The sequence below is a fragment of the Pediococcus damnosus genome (assembly GCF_001611155.1).
In the GTDB taxonomy this organism is placed as follows: domain Bacteria; phylum Bacillota; class Bacilli; order Lactobacillales; family Lactobacillaceae; genus Pediococcus; species Pediococcus damnosus.
The window spans coordinates 714863-735261 of record NZ_CP012294.1; the positions used below are offsets into that span (position 1 = coordinate 714863).

The window sequence follows — 20399 nt, forward strand, 5'->3', positions numbered from 1 at the left end:
GGCTTAATCATTAGTGAGAAGAAACATACATCATTGCAATCGCAACGGCAAAGAAAATAATTCCTAATACTAATGTGACTTTTTGCATAAACGCTTCGAATCCACGCGGTTTTGACTTGGCAAAAAGGTCATCTGCCCCACCAGAAAATGAAGACAATGCATTATCTGTCTTTGCTGGCTGCATCATTACCGAAATGATAATCAAAACTGAAACAATTAATAATGTTGTCATTAAAAAATTATACAAGTAGCGACCTCCTACCTAAAATCTTGTAGTATATATCCTCTATATTTTATCATAGTTTAGCTTTTTTTCCAGTCTTATGGATAATTTTCCCGATTATTAAAATTTTTCTGTCCCTCAACTATCAATCTGACTATATTGCAGCTTCTTTAGCTTGCGTAAAATATTTCCACGATTTTGATGCCCGGTTGTCACAATTAATGTATCACCAGCCTGCAACAATGTATCACCGTGGGGAATAATTTCGCGTTCACCACGACGAACAGCAATTAACAAGCTATTTTCTGGCCATTTAAAATCACGCACTTGATGATTTGCTAAATCCGATCCTGCAAAAATCGGGAACTCCACCCGATCAAGTTTACCACCTGTTTGCGCCATTTTTGGTTTCACAATTTTATGAAGCAACGATTCATAAATTGGCGCGCCGCCCATGAGATCGACCACCAAATAGGCAGTAATCGAAACAACAGCTAGTGGCATCAAATGATGGAGCGTGCCGACCATTTCCGTAATCAGTAAAATCGCAGTAAACGGTGCTTTCCCAATTCCAGCAAAATAGCCTGCCATTGCTATAATAATAAAGTTAACCAAATAAGCAGATGGCATCCAGCCTAACTGAATCATAACTTTCCCATAAATTGCCCCAAGGATTGCTCCTAATGACAGAATTGGCAAGAAAATCCCACCTGGCAATCCTGATCCATAAGAAATCATAGAAAATACAAATCTCAGAACAAATATGCCAACCAACACAATTAAAGCCGGTGAATGGGCGGCAATTGCTAGAATAATATTATTGCCACCACCCAACAAATTAGGAGTTAAAATTCCAATTGGAATAACCAAAACAAAAGGCACAATTCCAAACAGCCAACTTGGTAATTTCGTCAAATAAGCGTACCAATCACCCATTTTCAGTAGAACACGTTGGTAAACAAATCCCATCACACCGAGAAAAATACCTAATAATAGTAAGTGCGGATACATCGTCAGTGGCAACGTCCGGGCATAAACAATATGTAAAACAGGTGTTAATCCAAAAAAGACCGTAGAAACAAAATTTGAAGCAATCGCACTAGCCAAAGCTGTTGTCCATATCAGTGGCGAAAAATTGTGATAGACCTCTTCAAGCACAAATAATGTACTGGCAATTGGTGCATTGAATGCAGCTGATAATCCGGCTGCTGCCCCACTTGCAATCAGGACACGCCGTTTCAATTCCGTCTGATGCGTTACCTCTGCATAGCCTTGCGCAATCGTGGCTCCTAACTGAATTGATGGTCCTTCCCGACCTAAAAACAGACCGGAACCGATTGATAAGATTCCACCAATAAATTTACGCCATAACACTGGCCACCAGGCATATTCTAAATTTCCAGCCAGTTGTCCTTCCACTTGTGGGATTCCAGATCCTTTGATTTCCGGATACTGGCGTCCCATATAACCAACCACAACGGCGACAAGCAACATGAGAAGTAACCAGACTGGGATTAACTCAAGATGCACCGAAAGCTGCTTATAAACGACTGTCATTAGTTTCAAGCCGTTCACAATTGCCAAACGGAAAACACTGACTACTAACCCGGCAATGGCTCCTGTAAGGCATCCCTGTAGAATATAAGTTAACCGTGTGCGATCGGGAACTCTTTGTTTTTTGGTTGGCTGGGCTTGCCATTGCATATCATTTCACTTCTCATTTTTATAAATTTTAAAACATCACTGTTTAGTTTAGCACGAAAATACTTTAATTAAAAAAAGGTTAAGCCAATTAACTACGTATGTTTGGCTTAACTTTATTTATAATTTATTTTTTTCGATACGGCTGGTGTTTAAACATCCGAGCAGCTTGTACGGCCTCTTGCCAGCCAGAATACAAATTTTCACGCTCTTCTGAATTCATTTTCGGTAAAAAGCTCTGACCACTTTGATAAATAGTTTTAATATCCCCAATATCTTTCCAAAAACCAACGCCCAGACCCGCCAAAAACGCTGCACCCAATGAAGTAGTTTCAAGATCTGCCGCTCGATCAATCTCAATCCCTAAAATATCAGCCTGAAATTGCATCAGATAGTTGTTATGAGAAGCGCCTCCGTCCACTTTAAGCATCGGAATCTCAATCCCGGCATCTTGCTTCATTGTATCAACAACATCTCGTGATTGATAAGCCAATGACTGCAGCGTGGCTTTAATAAAATCATTTTTGGTTGTTCCTCTCGTGATTCCAAACACAGATCCTCTCGTGACAGAATCCCAATACGGCGCCCCCAGTCCAGTAAACGCCGGTACCACATAAATTTCGTTATGGTCCTTTGAATTAAGTGCGGCTTGCTCCGATTCTTCCGAAGTTTTTAATAATTGCATGCCGTCGCGCAACCATTGAATGGCCGATCCCGCAACAAAAATGCTCCCTTCCAATGCATAGTAAACTTGATTATTTATTCCGTAAGCAATTGTGGTCAGTAAATTATGATCAGATAACTGTGGTTTAGTGCCTGTATTCATCACAACAAAGGCCCCAGTCCCGTATGTATTTTTGACCATCCCTGGTTCAAAAGCCATTTGCCCAAACAAGGCAGCCTGCTGATCACCAGCCATTCCAGAAATAGGGACTTCACTTCCATAAAAGTGATAATCCCTTGTATAGCCATAAATACCAGAATTGGGTTTTACTTTCGGTAACATAGTTTTGGGGATATTTAAAAGCTGCAAAATGTCGGTATCCCATTTAAGGTCATAAATATTATATAGCATTGTTCGACTGGCATTGGAATAATCCGTAACATGCACAGCTCCGCCAGTAAGTTTCCAAACTAACCAGGTATCAATCGTTCCAAATAACAACTCGCCATTTTCTGCACGTTTTTGCGCATTGGGCACACGATCTAAAATCCAACGAATTTTCGTTGCAGAAAAATAAGCGTCCACAATTAAACCAGTTTTTTCATGAATCTCTTTTTGATATCCCGCCAAAATCAACTCATTAGCAATATCAGCCGTCTGTCGTGATTGCCAGACGATCGCATTATAAATTGGCAACCCAGTTTTCTTATCCCAGATTACAGTTGTTTCACGTTGATTTGTAATTCCAATTCCTTTAATTTGCGATGGTTGGATCCGTGATTTAATTAGCGCGTCCGCAATTGTTGATAACACGGCATCCCAAATTTCATTTGCATCATGTTCCACCCAGCCAGGATTAGGAAACTTTTGTGAAATTTCTTTCTGAGCCTCAACCACTTTTTGACCAGCATGATCAAAAATAATGGCTCGTGTACTTGTAGTCCCTTCATCAATGGCCAAAATATAACTTTTTGACATTTGTATAACCTCGTTTTTATTTTTAAATCGGCCCAGTAACTAATCAGATAGCAAATCCGATTTTTTGTTTATACACATCCAAAACGGACTTGAACCACCGTTACTACAAAATTTCTCCATTATGTGAAAATGAAACCACACTTTTTTATAAAAAGAGAAAATCCATCATGATCAATCATTAAAACTGCTTGTTGCCGATTATCAAAAACTAAACGGTGGCAAACCATTTGATGTATAAAAGCCCTAATCTTAAGTATTAATTACCATCATTTTACTCTTTTTTAAGATAACACGCAGCACAAAAAAGAGCCATCCGGAATAACCCGAATGACTCTTAACGAACTTATTTATAAACGTAAAATTACTTGTTTGTAATTGCGTTACGTGCTTGTTCGCTCAAGTTGTAGAATGATTTGATACCCTTGTAATCTGCAACTTCACCTAATTGATCTTCAATACGCATCAATTGGTTATATTTAGCAATTCGCTCTGTACGACTCATTGAACCAGTCTTAATTTGACCAGCATTTAAAGCAACAACTAAGTCAGCAATGGTTGTATCTTCTGTTTCACCAGAACGATGAGAAACGATTGCTGTATAGCCAGCTTCTTTTGCCATTTCGATAGCATTAACAGTTTCTGTTAATGTACCAATTTGGTTCAACTTGATCAAGATAGCATTACCAACGCCCATCTTGATACCTTTAGCAAGGTAGTCTGTGTTTGTAACGAATAAATCGTCACCAACGATTTGAACTTTCTTGCCAAGTTTGTCAGTAGCCATCTTCCAGTCTTCCCATTCGTTTTCATCCAAAGGATCTTCGATAGAAACAACTGGGTACTTTTCAACGATACCATCAAGTAAGTCAACAAATTCTGAAGCAGTATATGACTTGCCGTCACCCTTTAAGTCATACTTCTTTGTATCTGCATTGTAAAATTCAGATGCAGCACAATCAAAGGCAATTGCAATGTCCTTGCCTGGTTTGTAACCAGCACGCTTGATAGCTTCAACAAGGATTTCGAATGGTTCCTCATTGTTCTTCAAGTCAGGAGCAAATCCACCTTCATCACCAACAGCTGTTGAGTAGCCTTTTTCGTTCAAAAGGTTCTTCAAGTTATGGAATGTTTCTGAACACCAACGAATTGCTTCTGTAATTGTTGGAGCACCAACAGGCATAATCATGAATTCTTGGAAGTCAACATCATTGTTTGCATGTTTACCACCATTAATAACGTTCATCATTGGTGTTGGTAAAACATGAGCATTGAATCCACCCAAGTAATTGTACAAAGGAACCTGGAGTTCATCAGCAGCAGCACGAGCAGCAGCCAAAGAAACACCAAGAATTGCATTTGCACCTAACTTAGCTTTGTTAGGAGTACCATCAAGGTCGATCATAGCCTTGTCGATAGCTAATTGGTCAGTTACTTCATAACCAACGATCTTCTTAGCGATCAACTTGTTAACATTGTCAACAGCCTTGGTTACGCCTTGGCCCATGAACTTGCTCTTGTCGCCATCACGAAGCTCAACAGCTTCATGTTCACCAGTTGAAGCACCAGAAGGAACGATACCACGGCCGAAACCGCCATCTTCTGTATATAATTCAACTTCAACAGTTGGGTTACCACGTGAATCTAAAACCTGACGTGCATAAATATCAGTAATAAGTGACATATTGTAATTTCTCCTCACTAAATTTAATAAATTCTGTTACAACTCAATTGTATTACACTTCCGCCTAAAAATTAAGCGTTAAAGTTAACCAATTCCAAGAATGATTCAGGAACCATACTTGCACCACCGACTAAACCGCCATCGATGTCTTCTTTGCTCATTAATTCTTTAACGTTAGCAGGTTTAACACTGCCACCGTATTGAATACGAACTTTAGAAGCTGTTGTTTGGTCATATAACTTAGCAACAGTTTCACGAAGGACGTGAACGACTTCTTGAGCTTGATCACTTGAAGCTGTTTTACCAGTTCCAATTGCCCAGATTGGTTCGTAAGCAATTACAAGTGAAGCCACTTGATCTGCAGATAAACCTTTAAGTGCATTTGTGATTTGGCCTGAAACCCACTCATTGGTTTGACCAGCTTCACGTTGGTCTAAAGTTTCACCACAGCAAATGATTGGTAACATATTGTTAGCAAAAACTGCCTTAGCTTTTTTATTGATGTCTTCATCTGTTTCGCCAAAGTATTGACGACGTTCTGAATGACCAATAATAACATAATCAACGCCCATTTCAGAAAGCACTTTTGGTGAAGTTTCACCAGTAAAAGCACCTTCATCTTCAAAGTAGCAGTTTTCAGCAGCTACTTTAAGGTTTGTACCCTTAGCTGCATCTAACAAAGCTTGTAAATCAACGGCAGGAGCACCGATAACAGATTCTACTTTGCTACTTTCAGGAAGTTGATCCTTAACAGCATTAACAAATTCAGTTGTTTCTTTAGGGTTCTTGTTCATTTTCCAATTTCCAGCAATAATTGGTGTACGCAAAATAATACTTCCTTTCATTTATAACAAATTCTTTTCAGACAGCAGAAAAGAATTGAAATTCAATTCAATCCTGTTGTGAAGCTTATTTGTTTGAAATTGCAGCAATTCCTGGTAATTCCTTACCTTCGAGGTACTCAAGTGAAGCACCACCACCAGTAGAAATATGAGTTAACTTATCGCCAACGCCAAGTTGTTTAACAGCAGCAGTTGAATCACCACCACCAACAATTGTGGTTGCATCAGTTAATGTACCTAAGAACTTACCAATTTCAAGAGTTCCTTCAGCATAGTTGCTCATTTCGAATACACCCATTGGTCCATTCCAAACAACCGTCTTAGCATCTTTTAAAACATCTTCAAATTCTTTAATTGACTTAGGTCCGATATCAAGTGCCATATAGCCATCAGGAATATCTCCTTCAACTACTTTATGAGGAACATCGTTATCGAATTTTTCAGCAACAACACTGTCAGATGGTAACACAATCTTGTCACCAGCTTTGTCCAAGATTTCTTTTGCTAGTCCAACTTTGTCTTTTTCAACAAGTGAAGTACCAATCTTCATGCCTTTAGCAGCATAGAATGTATATGTCATACCACCACCGATAATAACTTTATCAGCTTTATCAAGTAAATGATCAATGACACCAATCTTATCAGAAACCTTAGCACCACCTAAGATAGCAACAAATGGGTGCTTTGGATTATCAACAGCATTTCCAAGGAATTTAATTTCCTTTTCCATCAAGAATCCGGCAGCAACAGGTTTGTTAGCTGCTTTCATAGCTGTAGCGATTCCCACGTTAGAAGCGTGTGAACGATGAGCAGTACCAAAAGCATCATTTACAAACTCGTCGCCAAGTGAAGCCCAATATTGGCCAAGTTCTTGGTCGTTGCCACTTTCTTTTTTGCCATCAAGATCTTCAAAACGAGTGTTTTCAAATAAGAGAACATCTCCGTCTTTCATATCAGCAATAGCATCTTCCAATTGTTTGCCACGGGTTGCAGGCACAAAAGTAACTGGCTTGCCTAAAAGATCAGACAAACGTTGAGCAACTGGACGCATTGTTAAAGCCTTTTTATCATCTTCCGTTTTAACACGGCCAAGATGTGAGAACAAGATTGCTTTACCATCATGTTCGATGATGTATTTGATTGTTGGTAATGCAGCAACGATTCGGTTGTCGTCACCAATCACACCATTTTTAACGGGAACATTAAAGTCCACACGCATTAAAACTTTTTTATCTTTAACATCTAAATCAGAAACTGTTAATTTAGCCAAAGTTATTCCTCCTAATTTAAGAAATTAATGTATTATCAATAAAAAAAGACGGAGGAAGTTTGCCTCCCTCCGCCTTAAACCGTTAGACGGTTTTGAAATCTGCAAACTTAAAGATTAATTTAATCCTAGAGAGTAGCAAACTTCAATAAAGTACGTACCATTTGGCAAGTGAAGCCATATTCGTTGTCGTACCAAGCAACAGTTTTAACTAATTGATTGTCTCCAGCGCTTGTAACTTCAGTTTGTGTTGGGTCAAAGATTGAACCGTATGTTGTGCCGATAACGTCACTAGATACGATTTCGTCTTCGTTGTAACCAAATGATTCGTTGTTTTCTGTATGTTTCTTCATTGCAGCATTAACTTCGTCAGCTGTAACATTCTTACCTAAGATTGCAACTAATTCTGTTAATGAACCATCAACAACACCGACACGTTGTGCATGTCCTTGTAATTTACCAACTAATTCTGGAATTACAAGACCAATAGCTTTAGCAGCACCAGTTGAATGAGGAATAGTGTTAACACCAGCAGCACGAGCAGCACGTAAGTTTCCACCACGAACTGGGCCATCAAGTAACATTTGTGTACTTGTGTAAGCATGGATTGTTGTCATTGTACCTACTTTAATACCAAATTCTTGGTTTAAGAAGTAAGCCATAGGTGCTAAACAGTTTGTTGTACATGAGCCAGCAGAAACAATCTTGTCATCTGCAGTTAAAACGTCATCATTAACGTTGTAAACAACAGTCTTAAGATCATTACCAGCAGGAGCAGAAATCAGAACACGTTTTGCGCCGGCATCCAAATGAGCTTGTGCCTTTGCTTTTGATGTATAGAAACCTGTACATTCAAGAACAAAATCAACACCATCAGCTTTAACCCATGGAATATCCTGTGCTTTAGGTTCTGCGTAAACACGGTATTTCTTGCCATCAACAATGATGGAGTCATCTGTCGCGCTAACCTCACCAGGGAAAGTGCCATGTGTTGAGTCATACTTCAATAAATGTGCCAACATTGCTGGACTTGTCAAATCATTGATAGCCACAACTTCAATATCATTTGACTTTGCGCCTAATTCATAGATCCGACGGAAAGCTAAACGACCGATACGTCCAAAACCATTAATACCAATCTTTACAGTCATACTAAGATTTCCTCCTTTAGGAATCAAAAAAAATATATTTTATTTTAAAAAGTGATGTTAAAAACATTACTTTTTTAAAATCAAGTTTGCAGCACCCTCATCAGTAACCAAATAGGTTTGTTGAGGTGCTAAATTCATGTAAGAGCGAATTGCTTGAGCTTTTGTATGCCCACCTGCAACTGCAAAAACATGATCGATTGAATTGATACGCTCAAATTGCAATCCAATTCGAGGTACCCGATAGACGATCTCACCTTGCTGATTATAGAAACAACCAAAAGCTTCACCAACTGCATTCTTATCTTTTAAAAGATGCAGAATCTTTGGATCTACTTCTCGGCGCTCAGCCATTTCATCGGCGCGACCAATCCCATGAATCACAACATTACTCTGCTTAATAAGTCCCAAAACTAATTGAACACTTGGCTCCTCTAATAATGGTTGATAGCTTTTCTGACTCAATTTTTCTGGCACATACATTGATTGGCTTTCACCATGTGTACGCTCTGCCATAATCGAGCAAACTGTATTCGCCTGCATTGCAAGCGACTGACCCATACCACCACGTCCAGGAACAAAAGTAAGTTGTCTTTTATTGGATAATTCTGGGGAAAATTCTTTAGCAACTTGTGCCATTGTATTTCCGCCCATCACTACTATTACATTATTACCCTCTGGTAACAATTTTGCAAGTGTATCGTTCAGAATTGTTCCCATTCCATCAAGAACTCGATCTTGGCGATCACTATCACCAGAAACGATAAAACAACGATCAATGTTTAGGATTTGTGCCAACTCTCGTTCGGACTGTTGTAATCCCAACATACTGTCAACCATGGCACTTAGTCCGGTCAAAGCAGCTTGTCCTTCGCTAGTCAACATCATCCCTGCCGGAGAACTTTGAATCATTCCCAGCTTTCTCAACATATCTGTATGCGTTCGTAAGACACGCTCACTCATATTAAGATGAGCAGCTAAAGCTCGTCGACCAATGGGAGCCATTAGTGCAACTGACCGCAGAACTGAAAAACGCTTTAAGAAAACGTCAACCATATCTGGTGCAATTGCTTCTAACCATTTTATCTCGTTTCGCATGATCTCTCTGCTTCCAATTGGGACGTAAGCCGTCCATATGTGTCACCGAACGACCCAACTAATTCAAAATAATTGGCATACACCTAATCAAATGACTTTTTCGGTTGTATACCACTCGCTTACATATTGAATTATATCAGGAGCTGTCCTTCAATGCAACTCAAACCACTAGACATTATCAAACGTTTCCATCTAGCTATAGTTAATTCGCTTCATACCGCTTTCTAGCTGAAGAAGACGGAATATTTAAACTTTCGCGATATTTTGCAACTGTCCTTCGTGAGACTTCAATCTTTCGAGCTGCTAATTGTTTAACGATTTTTGCATCCGATAATGGTTTTTGTTTATCTTCTTCATGAATAAATTTTTGGAGAAGTTGCTTTACCGTGTCTACCGATAATCCCTCTGGTGAAGCGTCTGTTTTGGCAACTGCACTACTAAAAAATGATTTCAGTTCAAAAGTGCCAAATCGCGTTTGCAAATACTTTCCATTGACAGCACGACTAATCGTTGATTCATGCAAGCCCAATTTTAGTGCAACATCTTGTAACAAGAATGGTCGCAATTCTTTTGTTTTTTCAAGAAAGAAATCCTGTTGATGTTCCACTAAGACTTTCCCAACACGCAAAATTGTGCTTTCCCTTTGTTCAAGGCTTCTAGAAATCCAATCGAACTCTTTCTTTTTATCTTTAACATATCGTGTTACTTCTTCGTCTTTACGTTGCAACATTTTTTGAAAATAGTGCTGTTGAAAATGAACGCTTGGTTTAGCTGATCGCGACATTCGAACAGTTAATTTTCCTGCATCATTTTCTACAATTAAATCGGGAAAAATATACTGAGGTCCCTCATCACTAAAACGAGCCCCTGGGTTGGGTGTTAGCGTACGGATATAGTCGAAAGCATCTTGAATTTCAGCCAAAGTCATCCCTTGCTGCTTAGCAATTAGTGTCCATTTTTTATTTGCTAATTCATTAAAATTATCTTTCAAAATGGTAATTGCATTTTCAGGCGCCCAGTCATCGTCCTCAGCCTGAAGAAGCAAGCTTTCCTGTAAATCCTTTGCTCCAACGCCCGGCGGATCTAATTGTTGAATTAAGGTAACCGCATCAATCACGTCCACCTTATTGCTACCTGTTTTTTCCATCGCATCTTCAGTTGATATTTCTAAATAACCGTCTTGATCAATATATTCCAGTAAAAATAAAACTAAATTACGTAACGGAGTGTCCCGCAGTGTGAGATGAATCTGGTCCAAAAGATATTCAAATAAGGACTGATGCGTATCATCTGGAATCTGATTCATATAATTTTCATCACTGGATTGAGTGGATGCTCTTGGCCGAGAATCAATTGGTAAGTCTTCGCGACTAGTTGACACGTCAATCAATGGGTTTTCCAGAGCCTTTTGATTTAAAAAATCTTGTAATTCTTCAACATTGTATTGAAAAATTTGAATTGATTGTTGCAAAGTCTGCGTCATTGCTAAACGTTGTGCCTGTTTTTGATGTTGATGAAGACCTTGTTGCAGAGCCAAGTTAACCACCTCTTTTTTAATAACTTGTTTTTTCAAAGCGAATACAGTAAAATTAAAAAGTAGTTTGCGCCGTTAGTGTAGTGGATCGCACGTGAGATTCCGGTTCTTGAGACGCGGGTTCGATTCCCGCATGGCGCATTTTTTTGTATCCTGATTTATTAGTAATAGTTTTAATGCTACTATAAGTGCTGTCACAGCCCTGTTGAAAGGGCGTTCACAGTCTTCTAATTATCAATCACTACCAATTAGATGTCAAACAATATCAATTCAAATCAATTTGTAATTTATAGATGCTGATTTTTGGATCCATCCCGATTATAAATTCTAATTTCAAGACTGCTTAACTACAGTCTTTTTATTTTGCTTTTTTACAAACACATGTACATTTGATGTATTATAAATTTGCTTGTCAATTCACTTCCGTAACCAATTATAAAGGGTCTTACGCAAATTCATAAAAAGATAATTCTCAACGTAAGCAAAATTGTTTGACCTTTTTTGACCTTGGAGTTAAGCTATTACTATATTAGTGATGAACTAATAAAATAAAAATTAATTTTAAAGGGAGGCTACTAAGTTATGAACTTAGTTCCAACAGTTATTGAACAATCATCACATGGTGAACGTGCCTATGATATCTATTCCCGTCTATTAAAGGATCGAATCATTATGCTTTCCGGTGCCATCGATGATGACGTTGCTAACTCAATTATTGCCCAGCTTTTATTTCTTGACGCCCAGGATTCTGATAAAGATATCTATCTTTACATTAATTCTCCTGGTGGTGTTGTAACTGCCGGCCTTGCTATTTACGATACGATGAACTTCATCAAATCTGACGTTCAAACAATCGTTATGGGAATGGCAGCATCTATGGCTAGTGTCTTGGCTTCTTCTGGTACAAAGGGCAAACGTTTTGCTTTACCTCATTCAGAAGTACTCATTCATCAGCCATCTGGTGGTGCTCAAGGTCAACAAACTGAAATTGAAATTGTCGCAACTGAAATTTTGAAGACACGTAAACAATTGAACCAAATTTTATCTGACAATTCTGGTCAGCCATTAAAAGTTATTAATCGCGATACTGATCGTGATCATTATTTAACGGCTCAAGAAGCAGTCGATTATGGTTTGATTGACGGAATTATGAAAAATAATGCCGATCTAAAGAAATAGCTTTAGCTACAAAAAAGGACAACGAGTTTAAACTCGTTGTCCTTTTTTTATATCCACAAGCTTAAGCTCGTAGTTTATCTGCATACTCATTTAATTTTCGTAATCGATGGTTTATTCCCGACTTGGAAATAACCCCACTGGGAATTAGTTCACCCAATTCTTTCAAACTAACTTCCTGATTATCCAGCCTCACTCGTGCCACTTCTTGCAATTTTGGTGGCAGTTTTCCAATTCCCACCGTTTCATCAATATATTTAATATTATTAATTTGTTTACTTGAAGCATCGGCTACTTTCGTCAAATTGGCATTCTCGCAATTTACCAAGCGATTAACAGAATTTCGCATATCACGCAGGATACGCACATCCTCAAATTTTAGCATGGAGTTTGTCGCTCCAATTAAAGATAAGAAATCGGCAATTCGTTCTGCTTCTTTTAGATAAACGATATATCCACTGCGGCGTTCCGTTGAGCGGGCATTCAAATTATAACGATTCATCCATTCCGTAAGCATTGCGTTATGTGTTTCATACAAAGAATAAATTTCTAGATGATAGCGACTGGTTTCGGGATTGTTAACTGAGCCTCCAGCTAAAAATGCCCCTCGTAAGTAAGAACGAACTTCACCCTCACTTGTTAACAGCCCATCTGGTACCTTTTCGTTAATTTGAAAATCATCTGTTAAAATCGATAAGTCTTCCAAAATAGCTTGGGCATTGGTCATCAATCGCACAATATACAAGTTATTTTTCTTCAATTTCATTTTACGACGAACAATCAGTTCACCTTCGACAGAATAAAAATCTTTTAATAAAGTATAAATTCGCCGCGCAATGGCAGGATTTTCGGTCTGCACACTTAAAACCAACTGATGATGCACTAAATTAATTGATCCATTCATTCGAATAAGAGCCATTAATTCAGCTTTAGCGTTTTTGGGATGAACTTTTATCCCGGTTAGCTCTTTTTTTACTTCACTTGCATAAGACACGAAAATCCCTTCCTTCTATACTTATTCTAATTATTGGCTAGTCACATGTTTTGGGGCTTCCAGCCACATTAAACAATTCTTCAGCAACCCGATCACCATCATGAAAGGCCCCATGATCTCTTAAACAAAGAAAATCATCAGAAACTACCCGACAGTTCTGAGCTCTTAACCCCTGAAAATCAGGTTGAACCTGAGTAGAATATTCATCATATCGTTCATAGTCCATATAATTATCTGGTACCTTAGCATTATTCACCAAAACAGTATCAACGAAGTTTTGGCCTAAATGGTCATTAAGAACTCGCACATGATCTGAATCAGTAAAGTTATCCGTTTCGCCTTTTTGAGTCATAATATTACAAATATAAACGACTTCTGCCTTTGTTTTTAAAACAGCATCACCAATATTAGAAATCATTAAATTAGGTAAAATGCTTGTAAACAAGCTTCCTGGCCCCAGAACAATTTCATCAGCAGCCAAAATGGCATCAATGGCCTCTTGAACTGCATGTGGTTTTTCGTTTGCATTCCAAGAAGTTGGCTCTACCCAAACGCGCTTTATCGTTTTATGAGCCGCAGTAATCTCTGACTCGCCGGCCAGTTGAGCACCATCAGTAAACTCGGCGTGTAACACAAGTGGTTCATCAGAAGCTGGATAAACATGCCCATCAATTTTCATCATTTCAGAAAGCTCTTGAACAGCAGCAAAAATTCCTGATTTCATTTCAGACAAAGCAGCAATAATTAAATTACCAATTGCATGTCCAGAAAGAAAACTATCATTGCTCTTAAAACGATACTGAAAAATATCCAGTTCTAGTTTAGGTAAATCAGAAAGTGCTACAAGGACATTACGAATGTCACCAGGCGGCACAACGTTAACATAATTTCGAATAATACCTGAAGAACCGCCATCATCGGCAACTGTCACAATCGCTGTGATATCAGCATTCTGTTTTTTTAGACTTTTTAAAATAACTGGTAACCCAGTTCCACCACCAATTACCACAAACTTAGGGCGATTTTTCGCTGAATATTTCTTTGTCATGATCGATTCACAGTTTCCTTCCGTTTGTTCATGTCACGATGTTGAATATGAACTGTATAGTCTTTATCTAGGTCCTCAGCAACACGCTTTGCAATGGCTACCGAACGATGTTGCCCACCTGTACAACCGATCGCAATCGTCACTGTTGATTTACCCTCTTTTTGATAACCTGGCATTACATATTTTAATAATGAAATAAAATGTTTATAGAATTTTTCAGTAACTGGCTGATCCATAACGTATTTGTATACCGCGTCGTCTAAGCCAGACTTATTTTTTAATTCGGGTACATAATATGGATTGGGTAAAAACCGGACATCCATGACAATATCGGCATCAATTGGCAGTCCATATTTAAATCCAAAGGAAACAACTTCGATATGAAATTTACCGGTTGCCCCATCAGTCCCAAAGCTTTCAAAAATTTGCTCTCGCAATTCACGTGGTGTCATGGTCGTTGTATCAATGACATATTCGGCATTCGTACGAATTGGCGCTAATAATTCCCGTTCTTTGCGGACCCCATCAACCACGCGCCCTTCCATTGCTAATGGATGTGAACGACGGGTTTCCTTATATCGTGAGATTAACTCTTTATCCGAGGTGTCCAGAAACAAAATTTGTGAGTCAATTGCAGCTGTCTCTGATTCTTCATCTGTAAGCATGTGCAAAATTTGGTCATAAAATGCACGTGATCGCAAGTCGACAACTAACGCCACCTTACTGATTTTCCCTGATTCTTTCACTAACTCCCAAAATTTAGGTAAAAGCGCTGGTGGCATATTATCTACACAAAAAAAGCCAAGATCTTCAAAGCTTTGCATAGCAACTGTTTTACCAGCACCACTCATTCCGGTTATAATGACTAGTTGCATTTTTTCATCTGCCATTTCAATATCCCCCGTTCATGATAACTAAGTATAACACACCGGGTGTGCCTTTTTAAACCAGCCGCTTTTTTTGTTAGCCATAGCCAATTTCAAACAAAATCGCGATCAGCCAAATAAAAATGGCTCTCCTCACACAAAAAAAGTCGAAGCACCTAATCTCGGTGTTTCGACTTTTTCAATAATAAACTATATTTTTTTCTCAGTTGCTGAAACCTCTGTAGTTCTTTTCTTATCACGTTCTAATACCGGTTTTAGGTATTGACCTGTATAACTTTCTTTAACCTCAGCCACATGTTCTGGTGTTCCAGTTGCAACAATTGAGCCACCCCCAGCACCGCCTTCTGGACCAAGATCAATTAAATAATCGGCCGTTTTAATCACATCTAAGTTGTGTTCAATAACTAAAACAGTATTGCCTTTATCAACAAGTCGCTGCAAAACTTGCAACAATCGCTTGATATCATCCGTGTGTAACCCAGTCGTAGGTTCATCCAGAATATAAAAGCTCTTGCCAGCAGACTGTTTATGCAATTCAGCAGCCAACTTCATGCGCTGAGCTTCACCACCAGATAACGTGGTTGCCGATTGTCCCATTTGTACGTACCCAAGACCAACGTCGACAATCGTTTGGAGTTTTCGTCGAATTTTAGGAATTGCTTCAAAGAAATCTAAAGCTTCTTCCACGGTCATTTCTAAGACATCCGCAATGCTTTTACCTTTGTATTTCACTTCAAGTGTTTCTGAGTTATATCTTTTTCCTTTGCAAACTTCACAAGGCACATAAACGTCCGGTAAAAAGTTCATTTCAATTTTAAGAATTCCATCGCCCTTGCATGCTTCACAACGACCACCCTTAACATTGAAACTAAATCGCCCTTTTTTATATCCACGCAATTTGGCTTCATTTGTTTGTGCAAATAAGCCACGAATGTCATCAAAGACACTGGTATAAGTTGCGGGATTACTTCGTGGCGTTCTCCCAATTGGACTTTGATCAATATTAATAATTTTTTCAATATTCTTTACGCCAGAGATTGATCGATATTTCCCAGGTTTCTCGGAATTATGGTTAAGTTTCTGAGCCAACGCCCGTTTTAAAATCGTATTAATAAGTGTCGACTTACCCGAACCAGACACGCCAGTCACGGCAATAAATTTGCCAAGTGGAAAATCAACGTTAATATTCTTTAAATTATTCTCAGCTGCACCTTTAATCGTAATTTTTTTACCATTACCTTTACGACGTTTTAAGGGAACCGGTACAAACTTTTTACCAGCTAAATATTGCCCAGTTAATGACGTGGGCACTTTTTCAACTTCTGCTGGCGTCCCGGCAGCCATAATCTCACCACCGTTGGCACCAGCCCCTGGCCCAACATCAATCAAATAGTCGGCGGCTCGCATCGTATCTTCATCATGCTCAACAATAATTAAGGTGTTCCCAAGATCACGCATCTTTTTTAAAGATCCAATTAATCGATCATTGTCTCGCTGATGAAGCCCAATTGAAGGCTCATCAAGAATATACAAAACGCCAGATAAATTAGAACCAATCTGCGTAGCTAATCGAATTCGTTGAGCTTCTCCCCCCGATAGGGTTCGTGAGGAACGACTTAAAGTTAAGTACTCTAGACCCACGTTTTTAAGAAAGGTCAAACGATCTCGGATTTCCTTCAAAATTGGTTTTGCGATGGTTGTTTCTTGCTCAGATAATTCAACATGATTAAAGAAATCCATTGCATCATTAATAGGCAATTCCGATACTTCTCCGATATGTTTACCCATAACTTTAACACTTAAGGCTTTGCGATTTAACCGATACCCATGGCAGGTTTGGCAAGTCAGTTCACGCATATAACCACGCATGACATCCCGGGTAAAATCACTGTTAGTCTCGCGATAGCGGCGATCCACATTATTAATTACACCTTCAAAAGCCGCGTCGACATCCCGAACACCACCAAAATCACTTTCATAATGAAAATGGAATTTTTTACCTTTTGATCCATAAAGGACAAAGTCTTGCTGATCCTTACTCAATTTTTCAAATGGCGTATCCATATCAATTTTGAATGCATCACAGGCCTGTTCCAACAAGCTCGGATAGTACTGAGAACTAATTGGATTCCATGGCGCCAATGCTCCTTCTCGTAAAGTCTTGCTTGGATCCGGCACAACTAAATCCAAATCAACCTCAAGCTTAACTCCTAACCCGTCACAATCCGGACAAGCTCCAAATGGCGCATTAAACGAAAACAATCGTGGCTCTAATTCACCAACTGTGAACCCACAAACTGGGCATGCATAATGTTCAGAAAATAAAATGGGCTCTCCATCAATAATGTCAGCCATTGCATACCCACCACTTAATCGTAGTGCAGCTTCAAATGAATCAAATAAACGTGATCGAATTCCTTCTTTAACCACAATTCTGTCGATCACAATTTCAATGGTATGCATTTTGTTCTTATTTAAATCAAGCTCTTCTTCAATATCATGAATCTCACCATCAACTCGTACACGAACAAAGCCTTCACGCTTTATTTTTTCAAAAATCTTTTTGTGTTGCCCTTTTTTTTGACGCACAATTGGCGACATAATTTGCAATTTGGTCCGCTCTGGCAATGCCAATACCTGATTAACCATCTGCTCAACAGATTGGCTCGTAATTGGCGTCCCATCGTTTGGACAAATTGGATGTCCTACTCGCGCCCACAAAAGTCGCAAGTAATCATTTATTTCTGTCACGGTTCCAACCGTAGAACGGGGATTTTTTGAAGTTGTTTTTTGATCAATTGAAATTGCCGGACTTAAGCCGTCAATTGAATCAACATCAGGTTTATCCATTTGACCCAAAAACTGTCGTGCATACGCCGACAAACTTTCAACGTACCGACGCTGTCCTTCAGCATATAGGGTGTCAAAGGCTAATGAACTTTTACCAGAACCAGATAAACCAGTGATCACAACCATTTTATTCTTTGGAATCGTTACATTAATATTCTTTAAATTGTGTGCACGCGCGCCATGGATGACAATTTTATCATTTGCCAAATTCGTTCCCCCTAGCCCATTTCGGTCTTTAATTCCATTATTGTATCACGTAATGTTGCCGCTTGTTCGAAGTCTAATTTTTTAGCTGCAGATCGCATTTGTTCAGTTAAATTGTTAATCATCTTTTTCTGGTCTGCAGTTGACATGTCATCAAAATCAGTTTCCAAGAAATCGTCTTTTTTACCCGTATCAGTAGTTTCTTTAGTTGGGGCAATTAAATCACGAATCGATTTTTTAATTGTATGTGGCGTAATATGATGCTTTGTATTGTACGCTTCTTGAATTTTACGGCGTCTATTTGTTTCATCAATCGTAGCCTGCATTGAATCCGTCATCTTATCGGCATACATAATTACCTGACCATGCTCATTACGAGCTGCCCGACCAGAAACTTGAATAAGCGATCTGGTATTCCGCAAGAATCCTTCCTTATCGGCATCCAAAATTGCCACCAGGGAAACTTCCGGAACATCAATCCCTTCACGGAGAAGATTAATTCCGACTAACACATCATATTTTCCGGTTCGTAAATCACGAAGAATTCTGGTTCGTTCAAGCGTCTTAATATCACTATGCAAATAAGCAACTTTAATACCTAATTCTTTTAAATAATCCGTTAAATCTTCGGCCATTTTTTTGGTCAAAGTTGTGACAAACACCCGTTCATTGCGTTCGGACCGTTTATTAATTTCACCAACTAAATCATCCATTTGGCCCATAATTGGTCGCACTTCAATTTTAGGATCTAGCAGCCCCGTTGGCCGAATGATTTGTTCAACCACATTATTGGTCTGCGCCTGTTCGTAAGGCCCTGGCGTTGCAGACATGTAAATAATTTGATTAATATGCTTTTCAAATTCTTGTAATGTTAACGGACGATTATCTAAAGCACTGGGCAAACGAAATCCATAATCAATCAATTGTTGTTTTCGCGAACGATCACCTTTGTACATACCACTAACTTGGGGCATGGTCACATGTGATTCATCCACAACCATGAGAAAATCCTTGGGAAAGAAATCTAGCAAAGTGTATGGTGGCTCCCCAGGTTTACGCCCATCCATAAATCGGGAATAATTTTCAACACCACTTGTATAACCCATTTCGCGAAGCATTTCCACATCGTAGGTTGTCCGTTGTTTCAAACGTTGTGCCTCCAACAATTTTCCTTCGCCTTCTAAAACTTTTAATCGATCCGTTAATTCGGCTTCAATTCCCTTAATGGCAACTTCCATTTGATCTTCATTCGTCATAAAATGCGTTGCAGGAAAGATAGCAACATGCTCACGATCACCAACAACCTCGCCAGTTAACGCATCCACTTCACGAATCCGATCAATTTCATCACCAAAGAATTCAATCCTCAAAGCTTTTTCATCATGTGAAGCTGGAAAAATTTCTACAACATCCCCATGCACACGAAAACGACCCCGTTGAAAGTCAATATCATTGCGTTCAAACTGGATATCTACTAATTTTCGTAATAAATCATTACGTTCAATCTGTTGTCCGACCCGCAAAGATACTGTATGATTTTTATACTCAGTTGGGTTTCCTAAACCAAAAATACTCGAAACTGAAGCAACTACAATCACATCATTTCGTTCCAATAAAGAACTCGTGGCAGAATGGCGTAGCTTATCAATTTCGTCATTAATGGAAGAATCCTTTTCAATATACGTGTCACTGGATGGCACATAGGCTTCGGGTTGATAATAATCATAGTAACTAACAAAATACTCAACTGCATTGTTAGGGAAAAATTGTTTAAATTCACCATAAAGTTGCCCTGCTAAGGTTTTATTATGCGACAAAATTAACGTGGGTTTGTTGACCTGTTGAATGACATTTGAAATTGTAAATGTTTTTCCTGTTCCAGTAGCCCCCAATAAAATTTGGGCTTTTTCACCAGCATCAACTCCGGAAACTAATTCTTTAATGGCCTTAGGCTGATCACCCGTGGGTTTATAGTCTGACACCAAATCAAATTTATTATTATCAACTCGATCAATCATTTGCGAAAGCCTCCATTTCGTTCACACAAAAAAAGGAAAGCTATTGCCTTCCTTTACAACAGTGTCTTTAATTTTAACATACCGAA

General features: G+C 38.8%; 15 protein-coding genes and 1 tRNA gene. 2 read left to right on the forward strand and 14 right to left on the reverse strand.

Features of this window, described 5'->3' with window-relative positions; all coding sequences use genetic code 11:
• Positions 1-10: 10 nt before the first annotated feature.
• The 9 genes from secG to rpoN form a co-directional block, all read right to left on the reverse strand.
• Positions 11-247, reverse strand: coding sequence for a preprotein translocase subunit SecG (secG, locus tag ADU73_RS03470; RefSeq protein ID WP_046871564.1), 237 nt, complete (start codon positions 245-247; stop codon positions 11-13).
• Positions 248-361: 114 nt separating this feature from the next.
• Positions 362-1927 carry a ClC family H(+)/Cl(-) exchange transporter gene (locus ADU73_RS03475; RefSeq protein ID WP_046871565.1) on the reverse strand — a complete coding sequence of 522 codons (1566 nt, stop codon included), beginning with the start codon at positions 1925-1927 and terminating at the stop codon, positions 362-364.
• 124 nt (positions 1928-2051) lie between these two features.
• Positions 2052-3566 (reverse strand): glycerol kinase GlpK, encoded by a 1515-nt coding sequence (glpK, locus tag ADU73_RS03480; RefSeq protein ID WP_046871566.1) that lies wholly within the window; start codon positions 3564-3566, stop codon positions 2052-2054.
• 361 nt (positions 3567-3927) lie between these two features.
• Complete coding sequence (gene eno / locus ADU73_RS03485) at positions 3928-5247, reverse strand: phosphopyruvate hydratase (RefSeq protein WP_046871567.1); 1320 nt, start codon at positions 5245-5247, stop codon at positions 3928-3930.
• 71 nt (positions 5248-5318) lie between these two features.
• On the reverse strand, positions 5319-6074 hold the full coding sequence (gene tpiA / locus ADU73_RS03490; protein WP_046871568.1) for a triose-phosphate isomerase: 756 nt from the start codon (positions 6072-6074) through the stop codon (positions 5319-5321).
• 82 nt (positions 6075-6156) lie between these two features.
• Positions 6157-7359 carry a phosphoglycerate kinase gene (locus ADU73_RS03495; protein WP_046871569.1) on the reverse strand — a complete coding sequence of 401 codons (1203 nt, stop codon included), beginning with the start codon at positions 7357-7359 and terminating at the stop codon, positions 6157-6159.
• A gap of 125 nt (positions 7360-7484) precedes the next feature.
• Positions 7485-8507, reverse strand: coding sequence for a type I glyceraldehyde-3-phosphate dehydrogenase (gap, locus tag ADU73_RS03500; RefSeq protein WP_046871570.1), 1023 nt, complete (start codon positions 8505-8507; stop codon positions 7485-7487).
• A gap of 66 nt (positions 8508-8573) precedes the next feature.
• On the reverse strand, positions 8574-9602 hold the full coding sequence (locus ADU73_RS03505) for a sugar-binding transcriptional regulator (protein ID WP_056986068.1): 1029 nt from the start codon (positions 9600-9602) through the stop codon (positions 8574-8576).
• 202 nt (positions 9603-9804) lie between these two features.
• Positions 9805-11139, reverse strand: coding sequence for an RNA polymerase factor sigma-54 (rpoN, locus tag ADU73_RS03510; RefSeq protein ID WP_062913183.1), 1335 nt, complete (start codon positions 11137-11139; stop codon positions 9805-9807).
• Between the two features lie 66 nt (positions 11140-11205).
• Here rpoN and ADU73_RS03515 point away from each other — a divergent pair.
• Positions 11206-11277 (forward strand) — tRNA-Arg (locus ADU73_RS03515).
• A 441-nt stretch (positions 11278-11718) separates the two neighbouring features.
• Entirely contained in the window at positions 11719-12315 is a 597-nt protein-coding gene (locus tag ADU73_RS03520) for an ATP-dependent Clp protease proteolytic subunit (protein ID WP_046871572.1), read from the forward strand.
• Positions 12316-12376: 61 nt separating this feature from the next.
• Here the strand turns inward: ADU73_RS03520 and whiA are convergent, their stop codons facing one another.
• The 5 genes from whiA to uvrB form a co-directional block, all read right to left on the reverse strand.
• A complete protein-coding gene (gene whiA, locus ADU73_RS03525) occupies positions 12377-13306 on the reverse strand; it encodes a DNA-binding protein WhiA (protein WP_046871920.1) in 930 nt (309 codons plus the stop codon).
• 37 nt (positions 13307-13343) lie between these two features.
• A complete protein-coding gene (locus tag ADU73_RS03530; RefSeq protein WP_046871919.1) occupies positions 13344-14354 on the reverse strand; it encodes a gluconeogenesis factor YvcK family protein in 1011 nt (336 codons plus the stop codon).
• On the reverse strand, positions 14351-15244 hold the full coding sequence (gene rapZ, locus ADU73_RS03535; protein WP_046871918.1) for an RNase adapter RapZ: 894 nt from the start codon (positions 15242-15244) through the stop codon (positions 14351-14353). The genes ADU73_RS03530 and rapZ overlap by 4 nt, the downstream gene beginning before the upstream one ends.
• A 186-nt stretch (positions 15245-15430) precedes the next feature.
• A complete protein-coding gene (gene uvrA, locus ADU73_RS03540) occupies positions 15431-18298 on the reverse strand; it encodes an excinuclease ABC subunit UvrA (protein ID WP_046871917.1) in 2868 nt (955 codons plus the stop codon).
• Positions 18299-18309: 11 nt separating this feature from the next.
• Positions 18310-20313, reverse strand: a complete 2004-nt coding sequence (gene uvrB, locus ADU73_RS03545) for an excinuclease ABC subunit UvrB (protein ID WP_046871916.1) — start codon at positions 20311-20313, stop codon at positions 18310-18312.
• Between the last annotated feature and the right edge of the window lie 86 nt (positions 20314-20399).